This is a genomic window from Streptomyces sp. NPDC045968 (assembly GCF_056430475.1).
On record NZ_JBWKLF010000002.1, the window covers coordinates 569,378 to 583,867 of the forward strand.

The 14,490-nt window shown below is 70.4% G+C and carries 15 protein-coding genes; 5 read left to right on the forward strand and 10 right to left on the reverse strand.

Going from position 1 to position 14,490, the window contains the following annotated elements; genetic code table 11:
* Positions 1–82: 82 nt before the first annotated feature.
* The 7 genes from AC07FA_RS08175 to AC07FA_RS08205 form a co-directional block, all read right to left on the reverse strand.
* Positions 83–868, reverse strand: a complete 786-nt coding sequence (locus tag AC07FA_RS08175) for an ABC transporter ATP-binding protein (RefSeq protein ID WP_479073931.1) — start codon at positions 866–868, stop codon at positions 83–85.
* Positions 861–1,790: an ABC transporter permease gene (locus AC07FA_RS08180; protein WP_479073933.1), complete on the reverse strand. Its 930-nt coding sequence runs from the start codon at positions 1,788–1,790 to the stop codon at positions 861–863. Before AC07FA_RS08180 ends, AC07FA_RS08175 begins: the two co-directional genes overlap by 8 nt.
* Positions 1,791–1,900: 110 nt before the next feature.
* Positions 1,901–2,773: a glycosyltransferase family 2 protein gene (locus tag AC07FA_RS08185; protein WP_479073934.1), complete on the reverse strand. Its 873-nt coding sequence runs from the start codon at positions 2,771–2,773 to the stop codon at positions 1,901–1,903.
* A gap of 8 nt (positions 2,774–2,781) precedes the next feature.
* Entirely contained in the window at positions 2,782–3,561 is a 780-nt protein-coding gene (locus AC07FA_RS08190) for a CDP-alcohol phosphatidyltransferase family protein (RefSeq protein ID WP_479073935.1), read from the reverse strand.
* On the reverse strand, positions 3,539–4,600 hold the full coding sequence (locus AC07FA_RS08195; RefSeq protein WP_479073936.1) for an iron-containing alcohol dehydrogenase family protein: 1,062 nt from the start codon (positions 4,598–4,600) through the stop codon (positions 3,539–3,541). The genes AC07FA_RS08190 and AC07FA_RS08195 overlap by 23 nt, the downstream gene beginning before the upstream one ends.
* Positions 4,588–5,325 (reverse strand): phosphocholine cytidylyltransferase family protein, encoded by a 738-nt coding sequence (locus AC07FA_RS08200; protein WP_479073938.1) that lies wholly within the window; start codon positions 5,323–5,325, stop codon positions 4,588–4,590. The genes AC07FA_RS08195 and AC07FA_RS08200 overlap by 13 nt, the downstream gene beginning before the upstream one ends.
* Positions 5,322–7,004, reverse strand: a complete 1,683-nt coding sequence (locus AC07FA_RS08205; RefSeq protein WP_479074258.1) for a DUF5941 domain-containing protein — start codon at positions 7,002–7,004, stop codon at positions 5,322–5,324. The genes AC07FA_RS08200 and AC07FA_RS08205 overlap by 4 nt, the downstream gene beginning before the upstream one ends.
* Before the next feature lie 378 nt (positions 7,005–7,382).
* On the opposite strand from AC07FA_RS08205, the gene galE reads away from it, so the two are divergent.
* The 4 genes from galE to idi all read left to right on the forward strand — a co-directional run bounded on the left by galE (position 7,383) and on the right by idi (position 11,725).
* Positions 7,383–8,366, forward strand: a complete 984-nt coding sequence (galE, locus tag AC07FA_RS08210) for a UDP-glucose 4-epimerase GalE (RefSeq protein WP_479073939.1) — start codon at positions 7,383–7,385, stop codon at positions 8,364–8,366.
* A 168-nt stretch (positions 8,367–8,534) separates the two neighbouring features.
* Positions 8,535–9,476: a cation diffusion facilitator family transporter gene (locus AC07FA_RS08215; protein ID WP_479073940.1), complete on the forward strand. Its 942-nt coding sequence runs from the start codon at positions 8,535–8,537 to the stop codon at positions 9,474–9,476.
* Between the two features lie 216 nt (positions 9,477–9,692).
* On the forward strand, positions 9,693–10,961 hold the full coding sequence (locus tag AC07FA_RS08220; protein ID WP_479073941.1) for a GNAT family N-acetyltransferase: 1,269 nt from the start codon (positions 9,693–9,695) through the stop codon (positions 10,959–10,961).
* A gap of 170 nt (positions 10,962–11,131) precedes the next feature.
* Positions 11,132–11,725 carry an isopentenyl-diphosphate Delta-isomerase gene (gene idi, locus AC07FA_RS08225; RefSeq protein WP_479073942.1) on the forward strand — a complete coding sequence of 198 codons (594 nt, stop codon included), beginning with the start codon at positions 11,132–11,134 and terminating at the stop codon, positions 11,723–11,725.
* Between the two features lie 21 nt (positions 11,726–11,746).
* Here idi and AC07FA_RS08230 read toward each other — a convergent pair whose 3' ends face one another.
* Together AC07FA_RS08230 and AC07FA_RS08235 are read right to left on the reverse strand one after the other, a co-directional pair.
* Positions 11,747–12,202 carry an ATP-binding protein gene (locus AC07FA_RS08230; protein WP_479074259.1) on the reverse strand — a complete coding sequence of 152 codons (456 nt, stop codon included), beginning with the start codon at positions 12,200–12,202 and terminating at the stop codon, positions 11,747–11,749.
* Between the two features lie 134 nt (positions 12,203–12,336).
* Positions 12,337–12,975 carry an HdeD family acid-resistance protein gene (locus AC07FA_RS08235; protein WP_479073944.1) on the reverse strand — a complete coding sequence of 213 codons (639 nt, stop codon included), beginning with the start codon at positions 12,973–12,975 and terminating at the stop codon, positions 12,337–12,339.
* A 77-nt stretch (positions 12,976–13,052) separates the two neighbouring features.
* Here AC07FA_RS08235 and AC07FA_RS08240 point away from each other — a divergent pair, with 77 nt between their 5' ends.
* Entirely contained in the window at positions 13,053–13,847 is a 795-nt protein-coding gene (locus AC07FA_RS08240) for an enoyl-CoA hydratase/isomerase family protein (RefSeq protein ID WP_479073946.1), read from the forward strand.
* Here AC07FA_RS08240 and AC07FA_RS08245 read toward each other — a convergent pair.
* Positions 13,834–14,469, reverse strand: coding sequence for a DJ-1/PfpI family protein (locus tag AC07FA_RS08245; protein WP_479073947.1), 636 nt, complete (start codon positions 14,467–14,469; stop codon positions 13,834–13,836). The two genes, AC07FA_RS08240 and AC07FA_RS08245, sit on opposite strands and share 14 nt — an antisense overlap.
* Between the last annotated feature and the right edge of the window lie 21 nt (positions 14,470–14,490).

The following is a 14,490-nucleotide window of genomic DNA, read 5'->3' on the forward strand; positions in this document are numbered from 1 at the left end:
CCGCGCCGTACCGCGGGCCCCGTACACCGCTGTGGCCTCCGCCCGGCGTGCTCGGGCGGAGGCCACAGGAACGGCGGGGCGACTACTTGCTGGTCTCCCGCTCGTACGCCTTCAGGACCTCTTCGGTGGGCCCGTCCATCAGGAGTTCGCCCTTCTCCAGCCACAGCACACGGTCGCAGGTGTCCCTGATCGACTTGTTGTTGTGGCTGACGAGGAAGACGGTGCCCGCTTCCTTGCGGAGTTCGCGGATGCGCTCCTCGGAGCGGATGCGGAACTTGCGGTCACCGGTGGCCAGCGCCTCGTCGATCATGAGGACGTCGTGGTTCTTGGCGGCGGCGATCGAGAAGCGCAGCCGGGCGGCCATACCGGAGGAGTACGTCCGCATCGGCAGCGTGATGAAGTCGCCCTTCTCGTTGATCCCGGAGAATTCGACGATCTCGTCGTAGCGCGAGCGGATCTCCTCGCGGCTCATCCCCATGGCCAGGCCACCGAGGACGACGTTGCGCTCACCGGTGAGATCGCTCATCAGCGCCGCGTTCACACCGAGCAGCGAGGGCTGGCCGTCGGTGTAGACCTTGCCGTGCTCCGTGGGAAGGAGTCCGGCGATGGCCCGGAGCAGGGTCGACTTGCCCGAGCCGTTGGTCCCGATGAGGCCGATCGCCTCGCCGCGGTACGCGGTGAAGGTGACGCCGCGCACGGCGTGGACCTTGCGGACGCCGCGCGACTCGCCCTTGCCGCGGCGCACTATCCGGCTCAGTGCCGCGGTGGCGCTGCCCTTGCCCCCGCCCGCACCGTTGACGCGGTACACGATGTGCACGTCGTCGGCGATGACGGTGGGGATCTTCCCCTGGATCTTGTCCTCAGCCACGGCCGTACCGTTCCTCTGCCTTCCAGAAGTACACGAAGCCCGCGACGCCCACGAAGAGCGCCCAGGCGAGCCCGACCGCCCAGACGTGCTGCGGCAGGTTCTCGGAGCCGTAACCGTCGATGAGCGCGAAGCGCACCAGGTCCATGTAGATGGCCGCCGGGTTGTACTGGAGCACGTCGGCGATCCACTGCGGCTTGTCCGCGAGCATCACCGGGATGGAGAACATGACACCCGACGCGTACATCCACGTCCGCATCACGAACGGCATGAGCTGGGCCAGGTCGGGCGTCTTGCTGCCCATCCTGGCCATGACGAGCGCCAGACCCGTGTTGAAGAAGAACTGCATGACCAGCGCGGGCAGGACCAGCAGCCAGGAGAGCGTCGGATAGCTGCCGAAGCCCACGGCCACGGCCACCAGCACGATCATCGAGAACATCAGCTGCTGGAGCTGCTGGAGCGAGAAGGAGATGGGCAGGGAGGCGCGGGGGAAGTGCAGCGCCCGGACCAGTCCGAGGTTGCCGGAGATGGAGCGGACCCCCGCCATGACCGAGCTCTGCGTGAAGGTGAACACGAAGACGCCGGTCACCAGGAACGGGATGAAGACCTCCTGGGTCATTCCCTTCCTGGTCCCCAGGATCAGCCCGAAGATCAGGTAGTAGACCATGGCGTTCAGCAGCGGTGTCGCCACCTGCCACAGCTGGCCGAGTTTGGCCTGGCTGTACTGCGCCGTCAGCTTCGCCCGGGAGAACGCCATGATGAAGTGGCGCCGGCCCCAGAGCTGCCGGATGTACTGGGTCAGCCCCGGCCGGGCGCCGCTCACCGTCAGGCCGTACTTGTCGGCCACCTGGGCCGCGCTGAGGCCCTCGTCGGCGGACGGCTGGGCGCTCAGCGCGACCGAGCCGTCATGGGTTGTGTCACTCACAAGTTGAAACTCTCGTCTTCACGTTGCGCAGCCAGTCGCGGGCGCGGCTCAGGCGGACAGGTCCCGGAAAGAAAAAGAAAGTACGCCTCATGCTCTCAGAGACGAGCTTCTCAGATCACGGGAGGGCGGCCCAGTCTGGTCAGCCGCCACACCGTACGCCACTTCATCGGGCGTCGAGGTCCGCAGGGCGTTGCCCAGCCTTCCCGGAAGCCGCCGAACCATGCCTTGAGTGCGGGACCGGACGGCCTGCGGAGCAGGGTCAGCAGCAGCCAGACGCCGACGTAGACGGGAACCAGGGGCGCGGGGAGGTTACGGCGTGCCAGCCAGACCCTGTTCCGGGCCACCATACGGTGGTACACGGCGTGCCGCGATGGAGCGGTGGTCGGGTGGTTCAGCACCATGTCCGCGCGGTAGTCGATCATCCAGCCGGCGTTCAGTGCCCGCCAGGCCAGATCGGTCTCCTCGTGGGCGTAGAAGAAGTCGTCGGGCAGCCCGCCGACCTCCGCGAGGACCTGGGTGCGTACGGCGTTGGCGCCGCCGAGGAAGGTCGTCACCCGGGACGAGCGCATCGGGTCGGACGCGCGGAGCCGGGGAACGTGCCGGCGCTGGGTGGCCCCGGTCTCCGGGTCGGCGATCCGGAACGTGACGATGCCCAGCCTGTCGTCCGCGGCGAACGCCTGCCGGCAGAGCTCGGCGGTGTCGGTGTTCGGGAGGAGCCCGTCGTCGTCCAGGAAGAGCAGGGCGTCGACGTCGGCGCCGGACGGGCCGAACGCCTCGATGCCGACGTTGCGGCCGCCGGGGATGCCGAGGTTCTCGGGCAGTTCCACCGTCCGTACCCCCGCGGGCACGTCCGGCACGGGCGCGCCGTTGCCAACGACCACCACCTCGATCCGGTCGCCGTCCTGCCGGGCGACCGAATCGAGGAGGGCACGCAACTCGGCCGGCCGGTTACCCATCGTGATGACGACTGCGCCGAGTTTCATGGGAAGACTCACTTCAGCCTGCTGGACGCGAGCACGGACACCAGGTGGAGCAGTGTCTGCAGGAGCGCGATCCCGGCCAGGACGGCGACGCCGAGCCGCGAGAAGAACAGGTCACCCCTGATGCTGTCCGCGATCGCCGCGGCCAGGATCAGCAGCGACGCCTCGACCCCGAGGACCAGGCGGTGGAACTTCAGCGCGGCGGCGGCCCTGCGGGCCAGCGCCATGCCGGAGGAGCGCGGCTCGGAAGCCGACTCCTGCACCGGCGGCTTCCCGCTCTGGTGGCGGGCGACACCGACGAGGTCGGTCTCGGCCTTGATCAGGATCGCGCCGAGCGCGGCCAGGGTGCCGAGGAAGGCCCACAGCCAGTCGATCCGTCCCTCGCCCCACAGGTCGGCGGCGCGCAGACCGAAGCCGACCAGGACCGCGGCGTCGCACAGGTAGGCGGCGACCCGGTCCAGGTAGACCCCGGCGAGCGAGTACTGCTTCTTCCAGCGGGCGACCTCACCGTCGACACAGTCGAGCAGCAGATACAGCTGGACCATCAGCACGCCGAGCAGGGCGCCCGTGATGCCCGGGACGAGCAGCGCCGGAGCGGCGAGGGCGCCCGCGACGGTCATCACGTAGGTCAGCTGGTTGGGCGTGACCCTGGTGTTCACCAGGTGCCGGTCGATGCGCAGGGACACCTCGCGCATGTAGAGACGGCCTGCCCAGTGCTCGCCGCTGCGCCGGTCCTTCACACCCGGGGGGTGGACGACCGGTCGGAGCTCAGCTACCGATGGCTTTTGCATAGTCGGCGTATGCGTCCTTGATCTGGTCGGTGGAGAGGTTGAGGTGTTCCAGGATGGTGAAGCGTCCCGGACGCGTCTGCGGGGCGTACTCGACGGCCTGCACGAACTCCTCGGCGCTGAAGCCGATCTCGTGCGGCAGTACGGGCAGCCCGTGCCTGCGCAGCACTTCGGCGAAGAGACCGGACTCCTCGGCCGCCCCGCGCAGATGCATCGCGAAGGCGGCGCCGAGGCCGACCTGCTCGCCGTGGCTCGCCGCGCGCTTGGGGAAGAGCAGGTCGAAGGCGTGGCTGATCTCGTGGCACGCGCCGGACGAGGGGCGGGTGTCGCCGCTGATCGACATCGCGATACCGGAGAGGACGAGCCCTTCGGCGAGGACCGTGAGGAACTCGTCGTCGCCGACGCCACCGGGGTGGCGGAGCACGGCTTCACCGGCGGTACGGGCCATGGCGGCGGCCAGGCCGTCGACCGCTTCGCCGGTGACCTGGCGCGAGAGCTCCCAGTCGGCGATCGCGGAGATGTTGGAGATCGCGTCACCGACACCGGAACGGACGAAACGGACGGGGGCGGCACGGATCACATCGAGGTCGATGACCATGGCGATGGGCGTGGGGACTCCGTAGGAGCCGCGTCCGTTGTCGTTGTCCAGGGTGGACACCGGGGAGCAGATGCCGTCGTGCGAGAGGTTCGTCGCGACAGCCACCATCGGCAGACCGACCCGGGCCGCGGCGTACTTCGTCACGTCGAGGATCTTGCCGCCGCCGAGGCCGACCACGGCGTCGTACCGCTTGCCCTTGATGCCGTCGGCGAGCTTCACGGCGGAGTCGATGGTGCCGTCGGTCACCGAGTACCAGTCGGCGCCCGGAAGGAGGGGTGACAGCTTCTCCCGGAGCTTCTGTCCCGAGCCGTCGCTGACGGCGAAGGCGAGCTTGCCGGAGGAGGAGATCCGCTGGTCAGCGAGGAGACCTGCCAGGTCCCCTATCGCCCCCCGGCTGATGTCGACGACGACCGGGGACGGAATGAGCCGGGTCAGTACTGGCACGCGATCTCCCGGCCCTTCGCGAGGTCCTCGTGGTTGTCGATCTCGACCCAGGTCACTTCGCCGATGGGGGCCACGTCGACGGTGAAGCCGCGGTTGACGAGCTCCTGGTAGCCGTCCTCGTAGTAGAGGTCCGGGTCACGCTCGAACGTGGTCTTCAGCGCGTCGGCCAGCTCTTCGGCGGCCTCCGGCTCGATGAGCGTGACGCCGATGTACTCGCCGGTCGCGGTGGCCGGGTCCATCAGCTTGGTGATGCGGCGGACACCCTTGTCGCCCTCGGTGATGACCTTCATCTCCTCGTCGGCGAGGCTCTTCACCGTGTCGAGGGCGAGGATGATCTTCTGGCCCTTGCCGCGGGCGTCCAGGAGGGTCTTCTCGACGGAGACGGGGTGCACGGTGTCGCCGTTGGCGAGGATGACGCCCTGCTTGAGGACCTCACGGGCGCACCAGAGGGAGTAGGCGTTGTTCCACTCCTCGGCCTTGTCGTTGTCGATCAGCGTGAGCGTCACGCCGTACTTCGCCTCGAGCTCCGCCTTGCGGGCGTAGACGGCTTCCTTGCGGTAGCCGACCACGATCGCGACCTCGGTGAGTCCGACCTCGGCGAAGTTGGCGAGCGTGAGGTCGAGGACCGTCGTGTCACCGTCGACAGGGACGAGCGCCTTGGGGAGCGTGTCCGTGTACGGGCGCAGACGTCGTCCTGCACCGGCTGCCAGTACGAGGCCGATCATGCGAGTTCTCCTTCGTCGTGTACGGCGGGGGCCGAGGAGGACACCCAGAAGCGGATGGACTCCACGAGCACCACCAGAGCCACGGCCACCGCGAGTGCGGTGAGTGCCGTGGTGAAACCTGAATGCTGAGTCAGTACGGCGGCGAACACGGCCACCACAACGGTCCGGCCCTCGTGTCCACCGATCGTCCGCACCAGCCACTGGGGCGGCGCGCCGGTGCCGCCGCGAATGCGGTACACCGTGTCGTAGTGATGGTAGGCGACGGCCGAGACCAGCCCGAAAGCCGCGGGAACGGCGTGCGGGACGTCACTGCGGGCCGCCAGCACGAGGACGGTGCAGTACTCCGCGGCCCTGAAGACCGGGGGGACGAGCCAGTCGAGCGCACCCTTGAGCGGGCGCGACACCGCGATCCCGGAGAGCACCGCGTAGAGCGCGGCGGCGGCGACGGTCAGCCAGCCGCCGTACGGCAGGAAGAGGGCCGCCGCGACGACCGCCGCGGCGCCGGTGAGCGCCACCAGCGGGGCCGTGAAGCCGCCGCGCGGCCGCGGGCTCACGGCGGCGACGGCCCGCGCGAGCGGCCCGGAGTCGGCGAGGTCCGCGAGCGCCCGGGCCGCCCGGTCGGTACGCCGCGCCTTGCGGGTCAGCGAGCGCAGCAGACGGCCGGCCGTGGTGTAGCAGGCGGCCAGGGAGCAGCCGACGAGCAGGGCGTAGAAGACGATCCGGGGGCTGGTCACCGCGGTCAGTACGGCGATCATGGCCCAGCGCTCGCCGATCGGCAGCACTATCATCCGCCGCAGCCAGACCGTCCAGCCGACGCTGTCGAGCCGGTCGGAGAGGGCCGCCGTGGGGCTCGTGTTGGAGACCGCGTCGTGATTGGCCTCGTTGAACGAGAAGTCGACGATGTGGCGGCAGGCCTGGAGCACCATCGCGCCGAGCGCGAGGACCCATACGTCGTCGCCGCCCCGGGCCGCTCCGAGCGCGAGGCCCGCGTAGTACGCGTACTCCTTGGCCCGGTCGAACGTGGCGTCCAGCCAGGCACCCATCGTCGAGTACTGCAACGAGTAGCGGGCGAGCTGGCCGTCCGTGCAGTCCAGGACGAAGGAGAGGAGCAGCAGCACCCCGGCGGCGACATAGCCGCCGCGGGTGCCGGTCGCCGCGCTGCCCGCCGCGATGAGCGCGGTGATCAGCGAGGCGGTGGTGACCTGGTTCGGGGTGAACCCGCGCCGCGCGCACCAGCGGGCGATGTAGCGGGAGTAGGGACTGATGAAGAAGGTGGTGACGAAGCCGTCGTGGGCCTTCACCGCACTGCGCAGCCGCACCGCCTCGTCGTCGACCGCTGCGACCGCTCCCTGCGCGGCGGCGCGCGCATCGGGGCCGGTGGGCACGGCGGCCGTGAGCGACCCGAGCTCGGGGCGCTGCACCGGGGTGCCGTCGGTCTCCAGGGCCACGGCGAGGCGGCCCGGGACCGTACGGTCCTCGGTGTCCGGGTCCGCGGGAGCGGGCCCGACGGGGTTCCCCGCGCCGACCGCGGCCACGGTCCTGTTCAGGGCCCGCACCAGTGCCGCCCGGGCCTCGGGCTGCGCGGTGAGCGCGCCAGGGACGGTGGCGGCGGCGAAACGGGGGTCGGTCAGTCCGAGGCGCAGGGCGTGGACGTGACCGACGAACCGGGGGTCGACCAGCGCGACGCGTCCGCCGGCCGGAACCGCGGCGAGCAGTTCGGCGGCCTCGGTCGCGTCGTTGGCGGCCCGTACGTCGAAGCCCAGTGACCGCAGATCGTCCTCGAGCGACGATCCGGGTACCGGCGCTCCGGTGAGGATGGCGGTCGACAGACGAACTCACTCCTTGGCGCTGACGGAAACGGCGCGCGACAGTGCGGCCCTGAGGTGGGCCCGCGGCGCGTCGGCTGAGGCTATCGGATGAACGGAAGGCCGAGTTCACCGCCCGTTCAAGCCCTGTTCGGGACGGTCGGGCACTATCCGGCGCCGTTCGCGATCATCATCGTCGATCAACACCTCGGCCCACAAACCGCGGTGGGGGCAGCGCCTAAACTGACGCCCATGACGTGGTTGATCACAGGCGGAGCGGGTTACATCGGGGCGCATGTGGCGAAGGCCATGGCCTCGGCCGGGGAGCGGGTCGTCGTCCTCGACGACATTTCGACGGGCATGCCGGGGCGGCTGCCCGCGGACATCACGCTCGTGCGGGGCTCGGCATCGGACCGCACGCTGCTCGACCAGGTACTCGCCGAGCACGCGGTGACCGGTGTGGTGCACCTCGCGGCGAAGAAGCAGGTGGGGCAGTCCGTGGAACAGCCGCTGCTCTACTACCGGGAGAACGTCGCCGGGCTGGCCGTACTGCTCGAAGCCGTGGTCGCCGCCGGTGTGCGGCGCTTCCTCTTCTCCTCGTCCGCGGCCGTCTACGGCGTCCCGGATGTGGATCTCATCACCGAGGACACCCCGTGCGCCCCCATCAACCCCTACGGGGAGACGAAGCTCGCCGGCGAGTGGCTGGTGCGCGCGACGGGGCGGGCGCACTCCCTATCGACCGCCTGTCTGCGCTACTTCAACGTGGCGGGCGCGGCCCGGCCCGAGCTGGCGGACACCGGTGTCTTCAATGTCGTCCCGATGTTCTTCGACCGGCTGACGCGCGGGGAGGCCCCCCGGATCTTCGGCGACGACTATCCGACGCCGGACGGCACCTGCGTCCGGGACTACATCCACGTCGCCGATCTCGCCGACGCGCATCTCGCGGTCGCCCGGAAGCTGGAGAAGGAGACGGGTGCGGGGGACCTGACGGTGAACGTGGGCCGGGGCGAAGGCGTCTCGGTGCGCGAGCTGGCCGATCTGGTGGGCGAGGTCACCGGGCGCCCGGTGCCTCCCCTCGTCGAGCCGCGCCGGGCCGGTGACGCCGCCAGGGCCGTCGCCTCGGCCGCCCGGATGTCGCAGGAGCTGGGGTGGAGCGCACGTCGCGGAGTGCGCGAGATGGTGGAGTCAGCCTGGGAGGGCTGGTGCCTGCGCCATCCCGGCGCGCGCGTTCTCTGACCCCGTACGAGATCCCCGCACCGCTCTGACCTGCGAACGTTTCCGCAGGTCAGAGCATATGACAACGGTGTTCAGTGCCGTGTTGCCCGATACCCCCCACCCGTAGTTGACTGGGCTGCATCGGGCGGATCACGTCTGTGTCGTCACCACCGGACCGGAGGCGTTTTCATGGGGGCTGGCCACGATCACGGGCACACGCACGGCGGTCCGCCGCCCACGGGCACGGCGGCCGCCGCGTACAAGGGGCGGCTGCGGATCGCCCTGGGCATCACGCTCGGCGTCATGGTCATGGAGATCGTCGGTGGCCTGCTCTCCGACTCGCTGGCCCTGATCGCGGACGCCGCGCACATGGCGACCGACGCGCTGGGGCTCGGCATGGCGCTGCTCGCCATCCACTTCGCCAACAAGCCGGCCGGCCTCAACCGGACCTTCGGCTTCGCGCGGGCCGAGATCCTCGCCGCGCTGGCCAACTGTCTGCTGCTGCTCGGCGTCGGCGGCTATCTGGTCTTCGAGGCGGTCGACCGTTTCATCACGCCCGCCGAGACCAGGGGCGGGCTCGCCATCGCCTTCGCCGCCGTGGGTATGGTCGCCAATCTCGTCTCGCTGTCCCTGCTGATGCGCGGGCAGAAGGACAGCCTCAATGTGCGGGGCGCCTACCTGGAGGTGCTGGCGGACACGCTCGGCTCGGTCACCGTGCTGGTGTCGGCGGGGATCATCATGGCCACCGGCTGGCAGGCCGCCGACCCGATCGCCTCGCTGGTCATCGGCCTCATGATCGTGCCGCGTACGGTGAAGCTGCTGCGGGAGACCCTGAACGTCCTGCTGGAGGCGGCGCCCAAGGGCGTCGACATGGGCGAGGTCCGGGCACACATCACGGCGCTGCCCGGGGTGCTGGACGTCCACGACCTGCACGCCTGGACGATCACCTCGGGCATGCCGGTCCTCTCCGCGCATGTGGTGGTGCACCAGGAGGTGCTGGACTCGATAGGGCACGAGAAGCTCCTCCACGAGCTCCAGGGCTGTCTCGGCGATCACTTCGACGTGGAGCACTGCACCTTCCAGCTGGAACCGGCCGGGCATGCCGAGCACGAGGCGAAGCTCTGCCTCTGACGCCCGCGGGCGGCCGGTGCTAGGGTTCCCCGAGTTCCGCGGGTCCTCCCGCGGTGCGACACCCTGTGTGAATGAGGAGCTGAGATTGATGACGGTCACGGCGACGGCTGCCCTGCGCAGCATGCGGTCCTCTCTCGTCTCCCGGGTTCTCGGCTAACTCCCCGACTCATCCGTCGCCGCGTTGGCCGGAGCCCTCACACACAAGGGTTTCCCACGTTGACCGACCACTCCGACGCCGCCGTGCGTTACGAGGCGTTCTTCTCCCTGCACCACAACCTTCCCCGGCAGAGCCCCGGCTCCGATGCCACCACCCGGCGGCTGCTCGCCCTCGCGGGCCCGCAGCCGGTCCGTCCGCGCGTCCTCGATCTGGGCTGCGGCCCAGGCCGGGCCTCTCTGCTGCTCGCGGCGGAGGCGGGCGCCGAGGTGACGGCCGTCGATCTGCACGAGCCGTTCCTCGACGAGCTGCGCGAGGCCGCCGAGTCCCGGGGGCTCGGGAGCCGTATCCGTACGGTCAGGGCCGACATGGCCGACCTCACCGGTCCCGACTTCCCTGACGGATCCTTCGATCTGGTCTGGGCGGAGGGTTCCGCGTACACCATCGGCTTCGACACCGCGCTGCGGGACTGGCAGCGGCTGCTCGCCCCGGGCGGTTCGCTGGTGATCACCGAGTGCGTCTGGACGACGGACGCGCCCACCGACGAAGCCCGCGCCTTCTGGGAGCGGCACGGTTCGCTGCGCCCGGTGGCCGCGAACACGGCGGCGGCCGTCGCCGCGGGGTGCCATGTGCTCGGGGTGCTGGTGCAGCCCGAGAGCGACTGGGACGAGTACTACGTCCCGCTCGCGGAGCACGTGGCAGCTGCCGATCCCTCGGCTCCGGGTATGGAGTGGGCGCTCGCGTCCACCCGTGAGGAGCTGGCCATGCGGCGTGAGCACGGCGCTGAGTACGGGTACGCCGGCTATGTGCTGCGCCCCGCAGATCCGCGCTGGCCGACCCGGCCGGAGACGGAGGCGGACCGGGCCGCCGTGCACGCCGTCAACGCGGCGGCGTTCCCGACGGCCGACGAGGCGCGTCTCGTCGACGCGCTGCGCGACGACCCCGGGGCGTGGCTGCCCGGTCTCTCGTACGTCGCGCAGGCGCCGGACGGTTCCGTGGTGGCGTACGCCCTGCTGACCCGGTGCCGGGTCGGGGACACACCGGCGCTCGCGCTGGCCCCGGTGGCCACCGCTCCCGCGTACCAACGGCAGGGCGCGGGCCGGGCGGTGGTACGGGCGGTGCTGGACGCGGCCCGGCTGCGGGGCGAGCCGTTGGCCCTGGTTCTCGGCCACCCGGACTACTACCGGGCGTTCGGCTTCGTACCGGCGTCGCGGTTCGGCATCCGGCCCGGCTTCGAGGTGCCCGACGAGGCGATGATGGCGCTGGTGCTCGATGATTCCGTGCCCGTGCCGACGGGCATGATCCGGTATCCGGCGGCCTTCGGAGTCTGAGCCTGGCGTTCCGCTTCCGGCCGGGGGCCGGGTTCCCCTGCCGCGCCGCGAGGGCGCGGCAGGGGAACATGCCCGGAGCCGAAGTACGGACAAGCGGCTTTTGTGCGGCAGACTTGACCGGACTCCAGGGGCCCGGCGCACGGGGCCGGGGACCAAAGCGAAGGATGGGTATGCCGACCACACCAGCCACCGCGGCGCACAGTTCGCCGAGCGGCACTGCAGAAGCGATCATGCTCGAACTGGTCGACGAGAGCGGCACCACCATCGGCACCGCGGAGAAGCTCGCTGCCCACCAGGCGCCCGGCCAGCTGCACCGGGCGTTCTCCGTGTTCCTCTTCGACGAGCAGGGGCGGATGCTGCTCCAGCGCCGTGCTCTCGGCAAGTACCACTCCCCCGGCGTCTGGTCGAACACCTGCTGCGGCCACCCCTATCCGGGCGAGGCGCCCTTCGCCGCCGCCGCCCGGCGCACGTTCGAGGAGCTGGGGATCTCGCCCTCGCTGCTCGCGGCGGCGGGCACGGTCCGTTACAACCACCCGGACCCGGCATCGGGCCTGGTGGAGCAGGAGTTCAACCACCTCTTCGTGGGCATGGCCCAGGAGCGGCTGAACCCGGATGCGGAGGAGGTCGGCGAGACGGCCTTCGTGACCGCGCGGGAGCTGGCCGAGCGGCATGCGGAGGCGCCGTTCTCGGCGTGGTTCATGACCGTGCTGGATGCCGCGCGACCGGCGATCAGAGAGCTGACGGGGCCGTCCGCGGGCTGGTGACGGCCCGTTCGTACGGGGCGGTCAGAGCTGCGTCTTCAACGGCAGCGCCGCCCAGATGATCTTCCCGCCGCCCGCGGTGTGCTCGACGTCGCAGGTGCCGCCGGCCTCGGCCGTGACCTCCCGGACCAGGAGCAGCCCGCGCCCGCCCGTCTGGGCGTAGTCGGTCTCCAGGGCGGTGGGGCGGTACGGATGGTTGTCCTCGACCGAGACTCTGATCCATTCGGCGCCGATGGCCACCTCGACGGCGAGCTCGGGCGAGAGGAGCGCCGCGTGCTTCACCGCGTTGGTGACCAGTTCCGAGACGATCAGCAGCAGGCTCTGGAAGATGTCGTCCTCGACGGGCACACCTTGGCGGTTCACCAGATCCCGTACGGCGTGCCGTGCCTGGGGCACCGAGACGTCGACCGCGGGGGCGGTGAAACGCCACACCCCCTCGTACGACACGGTATGGGCCGGGACACTCCCGAGGCTCTCCATGATCGGGTACCCGCTCTCGACTCGCACATCACTGACCGTCGAGTAAAGAGTGTTGGGAACCGCTTGGTCCGCATCTGCCACTGATGACAAGTAGTCACTTATCGACGACATTTGATCGAGTGGGTATGACGGCGTCAGTTGTTGGACCGCTTCTGACGGCCTTCTGATGCCTTGCCCGACGCGGGCTTGTCGAGCTTCGCCTCGGACACCCTCTGGTCCTCGACCATACCGACGATGCGCCGGCCGCCGACTCCGAACGCGATCAGTCCGAGGCCGTCGAACAGCAGCGCGAGCGAGAAGAAACAGCCGAGCACGTAGAGGCTGCTGTGCGGCCAGTCGAAGAGCACCAGCAGCCCCAGCAGGAGGCCGAACGCGCCCTGCAACAGCGTCCACCCGAACTGCGGGCCGCGTACGACGACGCTGCCCACGAGACGGAACACGCCACCGGTGAGGAAGAGCAGCGCGGCGAACATGGTCAGGGCCTCGGCGGTGCCCTCCGGGTGGCGGATCACGACGACTCCGGCCGCGATGTTCAGTGCGGCGACCACCACGCCGAGCCAGAAGAAGCTGGTGCCTCTGGACTGGAGCGCGTGGAGCAGTCCGACGAGGCCGCCGATCAGCAGCAGCCAGCCGAAGAGCAGCATCGAGGTCAGGGTGGCCACGCCCGTGTAGACGAGACCCACCAGACCGGCGATGACGAGCAGGACGCCGAGCAGGGTGAGCCAGCTGAAACTGCGGCTGAGCTTCTTGCCCCCGGCTGTGGGACCGGCCATCGACAGCTCCTCACCGTGCGTGACTTCGCGGCCCCTTCTTGATCATAGGTTCGAACGGTCCGGATAGCATCCGGCGCATGGACCGTACGGATCAGCCCCGGCTGGAGCACACCGTGGTGGACGGGATCGCCACCGTCGTCATCAGTAATCCCGCCAAGCGCAACGCGATGACGGCGGGCATGTGGCGGGAGCTGCCCGCCCTGCTGGAGCGGCTGGCCGCCGACCGTGCGGTGCGTGCGCTCGTGCTGACGGGCGCCGGTGACACCTTCTGCGCCGGAGCCGACATCTCCTCCCTCCAGGAACCGGGCGGCAGCCCGCAGACCCTCGCGGTGACGGCCGAGGAGGCGCTGGCCGCCTTCCCCCGGCCGACGCTCGCCGCCGTGCGCGGGTTCTGTGTGGGCGGCGGCAGCCAGCTGGCGGCCGCCTGCGATCTGCGGTTCGCCGAGGAGGGCGCCTCCTTCGGCATCACCCCGGCCAAGCTCGGCATCGTCTACCCCTCGTCGTCCACGCGGCGGCTGGTCGCGCTGGTGGGGCCGGCCACGGCGAAGTTCCTCCTGTTCTCGGGCGAGCTGATCGGTGCGGACCGGGCGCTGCGAACCGGGTTGGTCGACGAGGTGCTGCCGGCCGGCGCACTGGACAAGCGGGTCGATTCCTTCGCACGCGTCCTGGCCTCCCGCTCGCAGCTGACGCAGGCGGCGGCGAAGGAGTTCGCCTCGGGGCGCGAGGACCGGGACCCGTACTGGGCGGAACAGGCGCGCCGCAGCGGCGACACCGCGGAGGGGGTCGCCGCGTTCCTGGAGCGGCGGGCGCCCGTCTTCACCTGGACGACGAGCCCCGTCGGCCCCGCCGACGGCGCGACTACTGGAGGATGAAGCGGCTCTTCGTGCGGAACTCCTCCACCAGGGCCGCCGGGGCCTTGGCCGGCGATCCGCAGTCGTACGGCGGCTGCGGGTCGTACTCCGTCAGGAGCTGGACCGCCCGGGCATGTTCGTCGCCCGCGATCCGGCCGAGCAGGGTCAGCCCCATGTCGATGCCGGACGAGACACCCGCGGCCGTCACGTACTTGCCGTCGGTGACGACCCGTTCGCCGGTCGGCTCGACGCCGTACCCCTTCAGGACGTCGAGGGCGAGCCAGTGCGAGGTGGCGCGCCTGCCGGTCAGCAGTCCGGCGGCGGCCAGCAGCAGCGAGCCGGTGCACACGGAGGTCGTCCAGGTGCTGGTGGCGTCGGCCGAGCGCAGCCAGCCGAGGAGCGCCTCGTTCTCCATCTGGTCGCTCTGGCCGGGGCCGCCGGGCACGATCACGACGTCCGGCGACGGCACGTCGGCGAGCGTCCGGTCGGCGACGAGCGAGAGGCTTCCGCTGTCGTTGCGGACGGGGCCGGTCCGCTCGGCGACGAAGACCGTCTCGGCGCCCGGGCTGCGGCTCAGCATCTCGTACGGGCCGACGGCGTCGAGTGCGGTGAAACGGTCGAAGAGCACGATGGCGATCTGCACGGTGATTCCTGTCGGTCTGCG

What these genes read in the sequence shown, in the direction of transcription:
- AC07FA_RS08185 (WP_479073934.1), bottom strand. Translation starts at nt 2,773, where the DNA reads ATGAAACTCGGCGCAGTCGTCATCACGATGGGTAACCGGCCGGCCGAG.
- AC07FA_RS08190 (WP_479073935.1), bottom strand. Translation starts at nt 3,561, where the DNA reads ATGCAAAAGCCATCGGTAGCTGAGCTCCGACCGGTCGTCCACCCCCCG.
- AC07FA_RS08200 (WP_479073938.1), bottom strand. Translation starts at nt 5,325, where the DNA reads ATGATCGGCCTCGTACTGGCAGCCGGTGCAGGACGACGTCTGCGCCCG.
- galE (WP_479073939.1), top strand. Translation starts at nt 7,383, where the DNA reads ATGACGTGGTTGATCACAGGCGGAGCGGGTTACATCGGGGCGCATGTG.
- AC07FA_RS08215 (WP_479073940.1), top strand. Translation starts at nt 8,535, where the DNA reads ATGGGGGCTGGCCACGATCACGGGCACACGCACGGCGGTCCGCCGCCC.
- idi (WP_479073942.1), top strand. Translation starts at nt 11,132, where the DNA reads ATGCCGACCACACCAGCCACCGCGGCGCACAGTTCGCCGAGCGGCACT.
- AC07FA_RS08230 (WP_479074259.1), bottom strand. Translation starts at nt 12,202, where the DNA reads ATGGAGAGCCTCGGGAGTGTCCCGGCCCATACCGTGTCGTACGAGGGG.
- AC07FA_RS08235 (WP_479073944.1), bottom strand. Translation starts at nt 12,975, where the DNA reads ATGGCCGGTCCCACAGCCGGGGGCAAGAAGCTCAGCCGCAGTTTCAGC.
- AC07FA_RS08240 (WP_479073946.1), top strand. Translation starts at nt 13,053, where the DNA reads ATGGACCGTACGGATCAGCCCCGGCTGGAGCACACCGTGGTGGACGGG.